Source organism: Ralstonia sp. GX3-BWBA (assembly GCF_003290055.1).
Classification (GTDB): domain Bacteria; phylum Pseudomonadota; class Gammaproteobacteria; order Burkholderiales; family Burkholderiaceae; genus Ralstonia; species Ralstonia holmesii.
In genome coordinates this window covers 96,471-111,127 of sequence record NZ_QMKS01000006.1, presented here as the reverse complement: position 1 = coordinate 111,127, position 14,657 = coordinate 96,471, and the positions used below count along the sequence as shown (strand labels likewise).

The window sequence follows — 14,657 nt, the reverse complement described above, 5'->3', positions numbered from 1 at the left end:
CGCGCGAGGCTGGGCGGCTGTCAGGCCAGTGGCGGATTTACGCGTTCATGACGCATGGCCCACCAGAGCTGAATCGATTCCACCGTTGGTTGTACGTCGTGCACACGCACGATGAACGCGCCCCGCTCTGCGGCCAGCAGCGCCGCCGCCACGCTGGCGGTCACGCGCTCGGCCGGCGGTTTGCCGCCCAGCACAGCGCCAAGCGTCGATTTGCGCGATAAACCGACGAACAGCGGCAAACCGATCCGATTGAACTCCCCCAAGCGATTGAGCATGGTGAGATTGTGATCCGGCGTTTTGCCAAAACCAAATCCCGGATCGAGCGAAATACGCTCGGCCGCCACGCCAGCAGCCATGAGCGCCTCCGTTTGCGAACGCAGGAAGGCCTCAACCTCGCCCATCAGGTCCGCATAGCTGGGCGCTTCCTGCATCGTTTCGGGATCACGCTGCATGTGCATGACGCACAGGCCCCCGTTGCCCTTGGCCACTGCCTCAATCGCGCCAGGCCGGCGAAAGCCCCAGATGTCGTTGATCAGATCGGCACCTGCATCCAGCGTGGCTCGCATCACCTCGGGCTTGTAAGTATCGATGGACAACGGCTTGCCACATTCGCGCAGCGCCTCGACGATGGGCATCACGCGGTCCAGCTCGGCCTGCAGGCTCAGCGGCTCGGCACCCGGACGGCTCGATTCGCCACCGATGTCGATCATGTCCACGCCTTCGGCGATCAGTTTCTCTGCATGGCGCAAAGCTGCATCGCGCGTGGCGTGCTGCCCGCCATCGGAGAACGAATCGGGCGTGACATTGAGAATGCCCATGACCAGCGGACGCCGATCGCGTGCATAACGGAAACGTCCGCACTGGAAGTGCGTTGTGGTGGGAATGGAAGCGGACAAGATAGATTGATGGAAATGCTGCGCAGGACCGGAATGCTACGCCAGGCACGCCAGAAAGCGCCAACAAAAAAAAAGCCGGTGCGCTTGCACCGGCTCTTCTGCGTCGCTGCCAGAGCGACAAATCAACACGTCATCATCAGGCCGTGGCAGGCACGTTGCCCGGGGTTACACCAGCCGGCGTGCCACCACCCGGCGGGGTGCTGCCACCACCGGTCGAGCCGTAGCGCGGCGGGCGCGGCGGCTTGCCGTCCATGATGTCGTTGACCTGATCAGCGTCGATGGTTTCCCACTCGAGCAGCGCGGCGGTCATGGCTTCAACTTTCTCGCGATTCGCTTCCAGCAGCCCCTTGGCCAGGGCGTACTGTTCGTCCACGATACGGCGAATTTCCGAATCCACCTTCTGCTGCGTCGCCTCGGACACCGTCTTCGACGCCATGCGGCCGAAGAAGCCATCCTGTTCCGTATCGACGTAGACCATGGTGCCAAGCGCGTCGCTCATACCATAGCGCGTCACCATATCGCGGGCCATCTTAGTGGCACGCTCAAAGTCGTTCGAAGCGCCGGTGCTCATCGCACCCAGGAACACCTCTTCTGCAGCACGGCCACCGAACAGAATCGCGACCTCTTCGAGCATCGTATCTTTGTAGGCGTAGTGCTTGTCGTGCTCCGGCAGTTGCCACGTCAGACCGCCAGCCCAGCCGCGCGGCATGATCGTCACCTTGTGCACCGGATCAGCCTTCGGCAGCAGCTTGGCCACCACTGCATGGCCCGACTCGTGGTACGCCGTAGCGCGGCGCTCCTCTTCGCGGATCACAGCCGACTTGCGCTCCGGACCCATGTAGATCTTGTCCTTCGCATCTTCGAAGTCCTGCATGTCCACCACGCGCTTGTTACGGCGCGCAGCAAACAGCGCAGCTTCGTTAACCAGGTTGGCCAGATCAGCGCCAGAGAAGCCCGGCGTGCCACGTGCCAGCACCGATGCATCAACGTCGTTGCCGATCGGCACCTTTCGCATGTGCACCTTGAGAATCTGCTCGCGGCCGCGGATGTCGGGCAGCCCCACGTAGACCTGGCGGTCGAAACGGCCCGGGCGCAACAGCGCCTTGTCGAGCACGTCGGCACGGTTGGTCGCCGCGATCACGATGACGCCCGAGTTGGCCTCGAAGCCGTCCATCTCGACCAGCATCTGGTTCAGGGTCTGCTCGCGCTCGTCGTTGCCGCCGCCCATGCCGGCGCCACGATGACGGCCGACCGCATCGATTTCATCGATGAACACGATGCAGGGTGCCTGCTTTTTGGCGTTTTCGAACATGTCGCGCACGCGAGCTGCGCCCACGCCGACGAACATTTCAACGAAGTCCGAACCGGAGATGCTGAAGAACGGCACCTTGGCTTCGCCGGCAATGGCGCGAGCCAGCAGCGTCTTACCGGTACCCGGAGGGCCCACCAGCAGTACGCCACGCGGGATGCGCCCGCCCAACTTTTGGAATTTCTGCGGGTCTTTCAGGAAGTCGACCAGCTCGACGACTTCCTCCTTCGACTCGTCACAGCCTGCCACGTCAGCAAACGTGACGCTGTTGTTGTTCTCATCGATCAGTCGCGCCCGCGACTTGCCGAACGAGAAGGCGCCGCCTTTCCCGCCGCCCTGCATCTGCCGCATCATGTAGAACCAGAACACGATAATCAGCAACGTCGGGCCGAGGTAGTAAAGCGCGGTGAGAAGCACACCTTGCTCTTCTTCCGCCTTGCCGGTCACCTGCACGCCGTACTTCATCAGGTCGCCCACCATCCAGATGTCGCCCGGCGAGATGATGGAATACTTGTTGCCCTCGTTGGGCGTGACCAACAATGTACGGCCCTGGACCTCGACACGCTTGACTTTGCCGGCCTTCGCGTCGTCCATGAATTGCGAGTACGTCACACCCTCTTGGGTGCGCGGCTTGTCGAACTGCTTGAAGACGGTGAACAGCACCAAGGCAATCACCAGCCAGATGGCCGCCTTCTGAAACCAGTTGTTATTCAAGGCGAGACTCCTTTAGAAATGCCTTGACGGGATGCTTGGCATTGTAATGCACGGACACCGCCGCGGGTTGATTGCCCGCAAGACCGACGGCCCACCGTGCCAGCCGGGGGCCCCTTCCTGAGTATCGTCCGTCAGCCGGGATGCTTGAGTTGGCGGCCCAACAAGAATGTTTCGGACGATTTGTCGCGGGAGGCTTTAGGCTTGCGCGGCGCCACGATCTTGAAATGGCGCTTGAACATCTCGACGATCTGACTATAGCCGCTGCCGTGAAAACATTTGATCAGCAGCGCGCCCTCAGGTTTCAGGTGCGCCATGGCAAATTCCACAGCCAGCTCGGCGATGTGCTCCATGCGCGCGGCGTCTGCCGACGCCACACCTGAGAGATTGGGGGCCATATCGGACAAAACAAGGTCCACTTTGCCCCCGCCGGTGGCTTCCAGCACGATTTCCTCCAGTTGCCGGAAAACTCCATCCTCGCGGAAGTCGCCCTGGATGAAGGTGACGTCGGCGATGGCTTCCATCGGCAGGATGTCGATCGCGACGATTGCCCCATCGATACGGCCGTCCTTGGCGCGCGGTGAGGCGGCCAGCTTGTTGCGCACGTACTGACTCCAACTGCCCGGCGCGGCGCCCAGGTCAACGATGACCTGGCCCGGCTTGATCAGCTTGTCTTGCTCGTCGATCTCTTTGAGCTTGTAGGCGGCACGTGCGCGATAGCCTTCGCGCTGCGCCAGCTTTACGTACGGATCGTTGATATGGTCGTGCAGCCACGACTGGTTGAACTTGTTCTTTGCCATCGAATTGGTTGCAATTTCGCCCGAATGTAGCGCCAAACATGGCAGCCGGGACTGGTTTTGGCGGATAATACGCGCCGTTTGTCTCTTTGCGCGATCCCGCCCTTATTTATGCCCGCCCTTATCCTCACCCCTGCCCAACGATCGGAACTGCGCTCCGAAGCGCACGCGTTGAACCCGGTCGTCATCATCGGTGCGGAGGGCCTGACCAAGCCCGTTCTGGCCGAAATCGACCGCTCGCTGGCGGCCCACGGGCTGATCAAGATTCGTGTCTTCGGCGATGACCGCGAAGCACGCATTGAGCTTTATGACACCATCTGCGCCCGCCTTCAGGCCGCCCCGGTACAGCACATCGGCAAGCTGCTGGTGATCTGGCGCGAAGGCCCGGCTTACCTGAAGGAAAACCAGCCGCGCGACCTCAAGCCGCCACGCAAGACTACCGTTGGTGCCGGTCCGCGCTCGGTCACCGTGCGCAAGCCGAACCCGAACAGCGCACGCCGCCCGAAGCCCGTCCGCCTGAGCGTGCTCGGCAACGAGCGCGTCACGGCCGGTGGCAACGTCAAGCGCGCCAAGCCGCGTCAAACCAGCCAGAAAAAGAAGGCGCTGTCCTGATCCAATTCGGGGCTGCACACAAAACGACCGGCTTCTCAGCCGGTCTTTTTTTGGCCTTCAGGCGGCTTGCCGAACATCGGCTGCCTTCCAGATCAGCGCCAACCCCAACAGGCTCTGCAGCAGATAGAACACGCTCGATACACCGTGCAGCATGCCGAACTGTGCTCGGTAAGGCGAATCTCCCACCGCCATGCCGAGCGCATCGGCCTGTTCGCGAAGTGAAGCCATGAACGGCTGGAGCCCGAAATAGCCCACCAGCACGCACAGCAGCATCGCCAGCACAAGCCAGCGCAGCCGGCGATACGCGGCCTGACCGCGACGCACCAGCGCCGTGGCAGCGAGCAAAAGCAGACACCCTGTCGCCAGGCCGATCCACGCCTCCGCATGAAACAACCGGCCGGCAATCGAGCCGGCCAACTGGCGATCGTCAAGCATCGCAAACAGCGTCGGAGCGACGATGTAACCGATGGTCCAGAGCGAACCGCACCATACCGTGGCAAGCAACTGGAAGAAGCGCTGCGGCATGGCGTTGCCTCGGATCGGGTTAGAGGTACTTGACGGCCAGGACTTCGTACTCGCGTTCGCCGCCCGGGGCAACCACGGTGGCGACGTCGCCTTCGAACTTGCCGATCAACGCACGGGCGATCGGCGAGCTGATCGAGATCTTGCCGGTTTCCAGATCGGCTTCGTCATCGCCGACGATCTGGTACGTGACGGGCTTGCCCGAATCCAAATCTTCCAGGTCAATGGTTGCGCCAAAAACGATGCGACCGTCGGCATCCAGCGAAGCCGGATCGATGATCTGCGCGGCGGACAGCTTGCCTTCGATTTCCTGGATACGGCCTTCGATGAAGCCCTGGCGCTCCTTGGCGGCATCATAGTCGGCGTTTTCGGACAGATCGCCCTGGGCACGCGCCTCGGCGATAGCGTTGACGACGGCCGGACGCTCCTTGGTCTTCAGACGTTGGAGTTCGTCTTTCAGCATCTCGGCACCGCGCTTGGTAATCGGAATGGTGCTCATCGTAAGTATTTCGGAATCACAAAAAAATCAGCCGCTGCGAAGCGGGAGGGCGCGTAGCGCACACCCGCCTGACGGCGGCTGTCGTTGTTTTGACACGGACGCTCTAGTTTAGGCGAACCGTCCGGAGGCGGCAACTGCCCCCTCTCCGTGCGGTCGCCGCGACGCTATGCCGCGTCGCGGGCCCTGACGATGGGCTTACTTACAGGGTCGCGTGCAGGCCCTGCAGGTCATACACGTCGAGGTGCTGCATGTGCTTCAGACCTTCCACCGCGGCACGAGCACCGGCAATGGTCGTGTAGTAGGTCACACGCTGAGCCAATGCTGCCTGGCGGATGGAACGCGAGTCAGCAATCGCAGCGCGCGTCTCGTCGACGGTCGTGAAGACGAGTGCGATCTCGCTGTTCTTGATCATGTCGACAATGTGCGGACGGCCGTCCTTCACCTTGTTCACCACGCGCACCGGAATGCCGGCGGCCTCAATGGCCGAGGCCGTACCGCGCGTTGCCACGATCGGGTAGCCCAGCGTATGCAGCGCACGGGCCACTTCCACGGCTTGCGGCTTGTCGCTGTCCTTGACCGTCATCAGCACGGTGCCCTTCTCGGGCAGGCGCGAACCGGCGGCCAGCTGGCTCTTGAAGAGCGCCTCGCCAAAGGTCTTGCCAACGCCCATCACTTCGCCGGTGGAGCGCATTTCCGGTCCAAGCACCGGGTCGACCCCCGGGAACTTGTTGAACGGGAACACAGCCTCCTTGACGCTGTAGTACGCCGGCACGACTTCCTTCTCGATGCCTTGCGAATCCAGCGACTGACCTGCCATGCAGCGAGCCGCAACCTTGGCCAACGAGACACCGGTCGCCTTCGAAACATACGGCACCGTACGCGAAGCGCGCGGGTTCACTTCCAGCACGTAGACGATGTCCTCGCCGTCCCTCTGCTGGATCGCGAACTGCACGTTCATCAGACCAACCACGTTCAGCGCCTTGGCCATCGCAGCAGTCTGGCGCTTGAGTTCATCAACGGTGGCTTGCGACAGCGAATACGGCGGCAGAGAGCAAGCCGAGTCGCCCGAGTGCACGCCGGCCTGCTCGATGTGCTCCATCACGCCGCCGATGAACACGCGCTTGCCGTCAGACAGACAATCCACGTCGCATTCGATGGCGTCGTTCAGGAAGCGATCGAGCAGCACGGGGCTGTCGTTCGATACCTTCACAGCCTCGCGCATGTAGCGCTCGAGGTCGCGCGGCTCATGCACGATTTCCATCGCGCGACCGCCCAGCACGTACGACGGACGCACCACCAGCGGGTAGCCGATTTCTTCGGCCAGCTTCAGTGCTTCGTCTTCCGCACGTGCGGTGCGGTTGGGCGGCTGACGCAGACCCAGCTCGTGCAGCAGCTTCTGGAAGCGCTCACGGTCTTCGGCCGCATCGATCATGTCCGGGGACGTGCCGATGATGGGCACGCCATTGGCTTCCAGATCCAGCGCGAGCTTCAGCGGCGTCTGTCCGCCGTATTGCACGATCACGCCGACCGGCTTCTCCTTGTCGACGATCTCGAGCACGTCTTCCAGCGTGACCGGCTCGAAGTACAGGCGGTCGGAGGTGTCGTAATCGGTCGATACGGTTTCCGGGTTGCAGTTGACCATGATGGTCTCGTACCCGTCTTCGCGCAGCGCCAGCGCAGCGTGCACGCAGCAGTAGTCGAACTCGATGCCTTGGCCGATCCGGTTCGGGCCACCGCCCAGAACCATGATCTTCTTGTTGCTGGTCGGCTCGGCTTCGCACTCGCCGTGCTCGGCCTCATAGGTCGAGTACAGATACGCGGTGTTGGTGGCGAATTCGGCAGCGCAGGTGTCCACGCGCTTGTAGACCGGACGGACCTTCTCGGCGATACGCTTCTCACGCACGGCCTTGGAAGTCGTCTTCATCAGCTTGGCAAGGCGGCGGTCGGAGAAGCCCTTCTGCTTGAGCAGACGCAGCTCGGCAGCCGACAGGCTATCCAGCGTGCGGGCCTTGACCAGCGCTTCGGTCTTGACGATGTCTTCGATCTGCGCGAGGAACCACGGGTCAACGGCGGTCTCGGAGTAGACCTCGTCGATCGACAGGCCCAGGCGGAATGCATCGCCCAGGTACCAGATGCGGTCCGGACCGGCTTCGCCGATCTCTTCGATGATCTCGTCGCGGTCGGTGGACTTTTCGTCCAGGCCATCCACGCCGACTTCCAGGCCGCGCAGCGCCTTCTGGAACGATTCCTGGAAGGTACGGCCCATGGCCATCACCTCGCCCACGGACTTCATCTGCGTGGTCAGGTGGCTGTCGGCCTGCGGGAATTTCTCGAACGCGAAACGCGGCACCTTGGTGACCACGTAGTCGATCGACGGCTCGAACGACGCCGGGGTCGCGCCACCGGTAATCTCGTTCTTCAACTCGTCCAGCGTGTAACCCACGGCCAGCTTGGCAGCAACCTTGGCGATCGGGAAACCGGTCGCCTTCGAAGCCAGCGCCGACGAACGCGACACACGCGGGTTCATCTCGATCACGATCATCCGACCGTCCTGCGGATTGATCGAGAACTGCACGTTCGAGCCGCCGGTATCCACGCCGATCTCGCGCAGCACGGCCAGCGAGGCGTTACGCAGGATCTGGTATTCCTTATCCGTCAGCGTCTGTGCCGGGGCCACGGTGATGGAGTCACCGGTGTGGATGCCCATCGGGTCCAGGTTTTCGATCGAGCAGACGATGATGCAGTTGTCGGCCTTGTCGCGCACGACTTCCATCTCGTATTCCTTCCAGCCGAGCAGCGATTCTTCGATCAGCAGCTCGTTGGTCGGCGAGAGGTCGAGACCGCGCTTGCAGATCTCTTCGAATTCTTCGCGGTTGTAGGCGATGCCGCCGCCCGTGCCGCCCAGCGTGAACGACGGACGGATCACGATCGGGTAGCCGCTCGTGCCGGTTTCCTTGGCGATTTGCGACTGCACGGCCACGGCTTCATCCATCGAATGCGCAATGCCCGACTTGGCCGAGCCCAGACCGATCTTGGTCATCGCGTCTTTGAACTTCTGACGGTCTTCAGCCTTGTCGATCGCCTCGGGCGATGCGCCGATCAGCTCGACGTTGTACTTCTTCAGCACGCCATGGCGATGCAGGTCCAGCGCGCAGTTCAGCGCGGTCTGGCCGCCCATGGTCGGCAGGATCGCATCCGGACGCTCCTTGGCAATGATGCGCTCGACCACTTCCCAGGTGATCGGCTCGATGTAGGTCACATCGGCCGTGTTCGGGTCGGTCATGATCGTGGCCGGGTTGCTGTTGACCAGGACCACCTTGAAGCCTTCTTCACGGAGCGCCTTGCAAGCCTGCGCGCCGGAGTAATCGAATTCACACGCCTGGCCGATGATGATCGGACCCGCGCCGATGATCAGGATGGTTTTGATATCTGTACGTTTTGGCATAACCCGCTCGATTCGATTAATTCAGTGTGGCCGTCGCCAGCTTGGCGGAAAAGCCGATAAACATGGCGCCGACGCCGCTGCTCATACCCGCAGACAAACGTCGTCGCGCGCGGAACGCCGCGGCCAGCCGCGCGCCCACGAAGATGATGGTGGTCAGGTACAGGAAGCTGCAGATCTGGCAGACCAGCCCAAGCACGACGAACGACACCACCGGCAGCGCGTAATGCGGATCGACGAACTGGATGAAGAACGAGATGAAGAACAAGATCGCCTTCGGGTTCAGCAGGCTGATGACCAGCGCTTTCTTGAACGGATGCGATTCGTCGGCCGGAGCCGCGCTTTGTTCGACAGACCCGCCGGCCTTGCGCGCGCGCCAATTGCGCACCGCGCCACGCAGCATCTGCAGGCCGATCCACGCCAGATACGCCGCACCAACGTACTTCACGACGTAGAACAGCGCCGGACTCGCCTTCAACAGCGAAGCCACGCCTGCTGCCGACAACACCATCAGGATGGCATCGCCCAGAAACACGCCACACGCGCCCTGGTAGCCCGCGCGCACACCGCGGCGGGCCGCCACCGACAGCACGTACATCGAGTTCGGCCCCGGCAGCAGCACGATGAAGATCGTGCCGAGCAGGAAGGTCCAGAACTCGGTGATGCCGAAGTGGGCGAGCATGAAAGCGTTCATGGCGATGCGATCTCGTTTGCTTTACTGCTTGGCTGCGTCCATCGCCGCGGTGAAGCGGTCAAACAGATACGCGATGTCGTGCGGACCGGGCGACGCTTCCGGGTGACCTTGGAAGCAGAACGCCGGACGGTCGGTCAGCTCGAAGCCCTGCAGCGTGCCGTCGAACAGCGAAACGTGCGTCACGCGCGCGTTGGCTGGCAGCGACTCCGGGTCCACTGCAAAGCCGTGGTTCTGCGAGGTGATGACCACGCGGCCATCCTGCAGATCCTTGACGGGGTGATTGGCGCCGTGGTGGCCGGTCTTCATCTTGAGCGTCTTGGCGCCCACGGCCAGACCCATGATCTGGTGACCCAGACAGATGCCGAAAGTCGGGAGGCGACGCTCCAGGAACTCCTTGGCGGCAGCGATAGCGTAGTCGCACGGCTCCGGATCGCCCGGGCCGTTGGAGAGGAACACGCCGTCCGGGTTATGCGCCAGCACGTCGGCCGCGCTGGTTTGCGCAGGCACCACCGTCACGCGGCAGCCGCGCTCGGCCAGCATGCGCAGGATGTTGAACTTGACACCGAAGTCATACGCGACCACGTGATACTTCGGGGCTTCCTGCTTGCCGTAGCCGCTGCCCAGCGCCCATTCGGTCTGGGTCCACTCGTACGGCTCGGTCACGGACACGACCTTCGCCAGATCCATGCCCGACAGGCCCGGGAACGAACGCGCGAGGTCGATGGCCTTCTGCACGTTGTCTTCGCCGGCGAGAATGCAACCATTCTGGGCGCCCTTCTCGCGCAGGATCCGGGTCAACTTGCGGGTATCGATTCCGGCAATGGCGACGACCTTCTCACCCTTGAGGTAATGCGAGAGCGAGTGCTCCTTGCGGAAGTTGGATGCGAGGATCGGCAGATCCTTGATGATGAGGCCGGCGGCATGGACTTTCGTAGCTTCGACGTCCTCACGGTTCACGCCAACGTTACCGATATGCGGATACGTGAGCGTGACGATCTGGCGCGAGTAGCTCGGATCGGTAAGGATTTCCTGATAGCCGGTGATGGCGGTGTTGAACACCACTTCGCCGATCGTATGACCGGCCGCACCGATGGAATAGCCACGAAAGACCGTGCCGTCTGCAAGCGCGAGGATGGCGGGCGGGAAAGACGGCAACACGGGTAGCTCCTGCTGGATTCACCCTGTGCCGACCTGATCACCTTGGCGCCGAAGCGGAATTCCGGCTGGGCGGAATCCGGGCCGTTTGCGCGCCGAGAATCGGAAACTGGGCAGAACTCACCAGAAATCACCGAGAAACGAGGCAGACGGGGCGGTAGGCGGGAGGTAGGAAGCGGTTGGCGCTAGGGTGATGGGTTTCTGAACTCAAACCCAACAAGTATACCCGGGCGCCGCAAAAAACTCAATGAAAGGAAGGACTTAACGTCGAGTGCCGCCCGAATTGTGACCTCCCGCCATGCCCTTACACCCAGCTCCACACTGGCGAGAACGTCACGTTCGGAGTGCCCTACTCACCTCGCATGGCAGCCTGCACCTGAGCCAGTGCCGTGGGGTCTTCGATGGTGGTCAGATCGCCGGGGTCCCGCCCTTCCGCTACGGCCTGCATCGCGCGGCGCAGCAGTTTTCCGGAGCGCGTTTTCGGCAGCGCCCCGACAAAGAACACGCGCGAGGGCCGTGCCACCGCACCGAGTTGCACCTCGACCGTACGCATCAACTCGCCCTCCAGAGCCAAGCGCCCTGCCGGCTCGGCAATGCGCGAAGCATCGCGCACGATGGCAAACCCCATCGCCACCTGCCCTTTGAGTTGATCGGCCACGCCCACTACCGCCACTTCGGCGATAGCGGGATGCGACGAGAGGCTCTCTTCGATCTCGCGTGTGCCGAGGCGGTGGCCCGCCACGTTGATGACATCGTCGGTGCGGCCCAGGATGGTCACGTAGCCCTCCTCGTCACGCACGCCCCAGTCGAAGCTCGAATAGATGTGCCGGCCAGGAAAGGCGGACCAGTAGGTCTGCAGGAAACGGGCATCGTCGCCCCAGACGGTGGTCATGCAGCCCGGCGGCAGCGGCGCGGCGACGGCGAGAAGCCCTTTCTCGCCCGGTGCGCATGGCTCTCCGGTCGCCTCATCCAAAATGTCGAGCTTGTAGCCGTAGACCGGGAAGCCCGGCGAGCCGAGCTTTTGCTCGGAAGGCTCGACCCCTTGCGGAATGGCCAACATCGGCCAGCCGGTCTCGGTCTGCCAGTAGTTGTCGACGATGGGCTTGTGCAACGCCTCGCCGATCCAGCTGGCGGTGGGCTCGTCCAGCGGCTCGCCAGCAAGGAACAGGCGCCGCAGACTCGACAGATCATGTCGCTGCAGTAGCGCCGGATCCTGCTTCTTGAGCACGCGAATGGCAGTGGGCGCGGTGAACATCACATTCACGCGGTATTGCTCGACGATGCGCCACCAGACCGCGCCGTCGGGGCGGATTGGCGTGCCTTCGTACATGACCGTCGTCAGGCCCGCGAGCAGCGGCGCATAAACGATGTAGCTGTGTCCCACCACCCAGCCGACATCCGATGCTGTAAACATCGTGTCGCCGGGCTGCGTACCAAAAATGAGCGGCATCGACGCCGCCAGTGCCACCGCATAGCCGCCGGTGTCGCGCTGGACGCCTTTCGGTTTGCCAGTCGTACCCGAGGTGTAGAGGATGTACGAGGGCTCGCTCGACTCCATCCATTCGCACGGCACATCGGCATTCGCGTGCTCTGCCGCGAGCGTTGCGTAATCAGCGTCGCGCGGGTTGTGCCGCATGGGCGCGAGTTTGCGATCGACGAGCAACACGCGCTCAGGCTTGTGCGCGGCCAAGTCAATCGCCGCGTCAAGCAACGGTTTGTATTCGACCACCTTGCCCGCTCGCGAGCCTGCATCCGCACTGACGATCACGCGCGGCGTGGCGTCGTCGATGCGCGTGGCGAGACTGTTGGATGCGAAGCCACCGAACACCACCGAATGGATCGCGCCGATGCGCGCACAGGCCAGCATGGCAAACGCGGCTTCGGGAATCATCGGCAGGTAAATCAGCACGCGATCGCCACGTTTGACACCCAGCGCCTGCAGGCTCGCCGCCATGCGGTTGACTTCGCGATGGAGCTGGCGATACGTGTACGTGGTCTCCAGGCCGGTTTCGGTGGAGATATACACCAGCGCCGCTTGCTCGCCACGCGTGGCGAGATGCCGGTCGACGGCGTTGTGGCAGAGGTTGGTGCGTCCGCCCACGAACCACTTGGCGAACGGCAAGCGCGAATCGTCGAGGACTGCCGAATACGGCGTTTGCCACTCGATGCGCTGGGCCTGCTCGCCCCAAAAGCCAGCGGGGTCGTCAATGGAGCGCTGATACAGCGCGCGATACGCGGCGGACATGGGCATGACGTTGTCTCCTGGCCATCGTGTGCGATGGCTCGATCTTGATTGTGCTCGGATGCACCTACTTTGCGGTCGCCAACTTACGCAGGTCTTACCGCCGCCCCAAAACAAAACGGCGCCCCGCAGGACGCCGTTTCTCTCGCCAGACTCAGCGCTTCTTGCGCTTGGCCGAACTCGATGAGCTTGCCACCGGTTTAGCCTTGACCACCGGCTTGCCGGCCACCTTCGCAGTCGGCACGCGCGTGGTTGCCGCCGTGGCGCGCGATGTCGTAGCCGAGACGCGCATCACGCGCACGTGGCCGCCGCGACTGCCACCGCGCGCTTGCGGCAGCATCAGCACGACGCTGTGACCCTTGGGGATGGCGTCGCCAGGCAACTGGTTCCACGCACGAATCTGGGCAACAGACACGCCGTAGCGCCGCGACAGACCCGCAACCGTGTCGCGCTTGCCCGCGCGCACCACCACCTTTCTGAGATCCGGCATGTCGGGTTCGACCGCCATGGTGGCGTTCTCAGCCAATTCGGGGCTGATGTCGGGTGCGTTTTCCTGGGCGCCGTCGGCACGCGGTACGACCACGGTGGAGCCGGCCTTCAAGCGCATGCCTTTCGGAATGCGGTTGATCTCGCGAATGGTATCGGGATCAACCTTCAGCCGCGCCGCCAACGCCTCCACGCGCTCACGGTTGCCGACCGTCACGGCCGTCCAGCTGGAAAGGCCACCGCGATACGTGTTCAGGTTGTACTGGAACGTTTCGGCGTTGTCGTACGGCAGCAGGATCTGGGGGTTGGACGCACCAAGGATCACCGGCCGGTTGAACGATGGGTTGAGCGCCTTGAACTCATCCATCGGCAGGTTGGCCAGCTTGGCGGCCAGCGTCACATCAATATCGCGTGACGTTGTGACGGTGACGAAGTATGGATGATTGGGAATCTCAGGCAGCGTGACGCCGTAGCGCTCCGGGTTGGCGATGATGTTCTTCACCGCCTGGAGTTTGGGCACGTACATGCGCGTCTCGGCCGGCATGTTCAGGTTGACGTAATCGGTCGACAGGCCGGCTGCCTGGTTGCGCGCAATCGCCCGCGCAACGGCACCTTCGCCCCAGTTGTAGGCAGCCAGCGCGAGTTGCCAGTCGCCAAACTGGTCGTGCAGCTTGGAAAGATAGTCAAGCGCAGCATCGGTCGAGGCAAGCACATCGCGCCGCTCGTCCTGGAAGACGTTCTGCTTGAGGTTGTAGGTCCTGCCAGTGCTCGGGATGAACTGCCACATTCCCGCGGCCTTGGCGCTCGATACAGCCTGCGGGTTGAACGCACTTTCCACGAAGGGCAGCAGGGCGAGCTCGGTGGGCATGTTGCGCCGCTCCAGCTCTTCGACGATGTGATACAGGTAGCGGTTGGAGCGATCCACCATACGGCGGAAGGCGTCGGGGCGCTGCGCATACCAGTCGGTACGATCGTCCACTGCCGAGCTTTGCAGGTCGGGCATGGAGAAACCCTGGCGAATGCGCGCCCAGAGATCCTTGGCCGGCCCTTTCAGGGCCCCCACGGGCTGCTGATCGACATTGACGACCGGCGCAGCGGCTTGGCCGGTGCCGGTGGAGGCGCTGGTGCTGGCTGTGTCGGCGCTCGGCCCGGGGGCCGTTGCACAGGCCGCAAGGAGCAGACTGAGCACAGTTGCCGCAAGAAGTCGCACGGATCGCATCAAGTTCTATGAGGTTAGGGCTAAAAATTGCCCCAGATAGTAAGAAACGCATCCGACCGCGTCAACCCGCGTT

11 protein-coding genes are annotated in these 14,657 nt (G+C 62.8%); 1 reads left to right on the top strand and 10 read right to left on the bottom strand.

Annotation, left to right across the window (positions count from 1 at the left end; genetic code table 11):
* Positions 1-20: 20 nt before the first annotated feature.
* From folP to DOD19_RS05535, 3 genes are all read right to left on the bottom strand, one after another.
* Positions 21-884 (bottom strand): dihydropteroate synthase, encoded by an 864-nt coding sequence (gene folP, locus DOD19_RS05545; RefSeq protein ID WP_152543669.1) that lies wholly within the window; start codon positions 882-884, stop codon positions 21-23.
* A gap of 148 nt (positions 885-1,032) precedes the next feature.
* The gene (gene ftsH, locus DOD19_RS05540; RefSeq protein WP_024975435.1) at positions 1,033-2,919 is read right to left on the bottom strand and encodes an ATP-dependent zinc metalloprotease FtsH; all 1,887 of its coding nucleotides are present in this window, start codon (positions 2,917-2,919) and stop codon (positions 1,033-1,035) included.
* A 131-nt stretch (positions 2,920-3,050) separates the two neighbouring features.
* Complete coding sequence (locus tag DOD19_RS05535) at positions 3,051-3,716, bottom strand: RlmE family RNA methyltransferase (protein WP_112184476.1); 666 nt, start codon at positions 3,714-3,716, stop codon at positions 3,051-3,053.
* 108 nt (positions 3,717-3,824) lie between these two features.
* Between DOD19_RS05535 and DOD19_RS05530 the strand changes: the two genes are divergently transcribed.
* The gene (locus DOD19_RS05530; protein WP_024975433.1) at positions 3,825-4,325 is read left to right on the top strand and encodes a YhbY family RNA-binding protein; all 501 of its coding nucleotides are present in this window, start codon (positions 3,825-3,827) and stop codon (positions 4,323-4,325) included.
* A 57-nt stretch (positions 4,326-4,382) separates the two neighbouring features.
* Here DOD19_RS05530 and DOD19_RS05525 read toward each other — a convergent pair whose 3' ends face one another.
* From DOD19_RS05525 to DOD19_RS05495, 7 genes are all read right to left on the bottom strand, one after another.
* The gene (locus DOD19_RS05525) at positions 4,383-4,850 is read right to left on the bottom strand and encodes a DUF4149 domain-containing protein (RefSeq protein WP_112184474.1); all 468 of its coding nucleotides are present in this window, start codon (positions 4,848-4,850) and stop codon (positions 4,383-4,385) included.
* Positions 4,851-4,869: 19 nt separating this feature from the next.
* A complete protein-coding gene (gene greA, locus DOD19_RS05520; protein ID WP_024975432.1) occupies positions 4,870-5,346 on the bottom strand; it encodes a transcription elongation factor GreA in 477 nt (158 codons plus the stop codon).
* Positions 5,347-5,545: 199 nt separating this feature from the next.
* The gene (gene carB / locus DOD19_RS05515) at positions 5,546-8,791 is read right to left on the bottom strand and encodes a carbamoyl-phosphate synthase large subunit (protein ID WP_024975431.1); all 3,246 of its coding nucleotides are present in this window, start codon (positions 8,789-8,791) and stop codon (positions 5,546-5,548) included.
* Between the two features lie 16 nt (positions 8,792-8,807).
* A complete protein-coding gene (gene leuE, locus DOD19_RS05510; RefSeq protein WP_024975430.1) occupies positions 8,808-9,482 on the bottom strand; it encodes a leucine efflux protein LeuE in 675 nt (224 codons plus the stop codon).
* A 21-nt stretch (positions 9,483-9,503) separates the two neighbouring features.
* A complete protein-coding gene (gene carA / locus DOD19_RS05505; protein ID WP_024975429.1) occupies positions 9,504-10,640 on the bottom strand; it encodes a glutamine-hydrolyzing carbamoyl-phosphate synthase small subunit in 1,137 nt (378 codons plus the stop codon).
* Positions 10,641-10,986: 346 nt separating this feature from the next.
* The gene (gene prpE, locus DOD19_RS05500; RefSeq protein WP_112184472.1) at positions 10,987-12,888 is read right to left on the bottom strand and encodes a propionate--CoA ligase; all 1,902 of its coding nucleotides are present in this window, start codon (positions 12,886-12,888) and stop codon (positions 10,987-10,989) included.
* Between the two features lie 145 nt (positions 12,889-13,033).
* Complete coding sequence (locus tag DOD19_RS05495) at positions 13,034-14,584, bottom strand: transglycosylase SLT domain-containing protein (protein ID WP_024975427.1); 1,551 nt, start codon at positions 14,582-14,584, stop codon at positions 13,034-13,036.
* Positions 14,585-14,657: the final 73 nt, after the last annotated feature.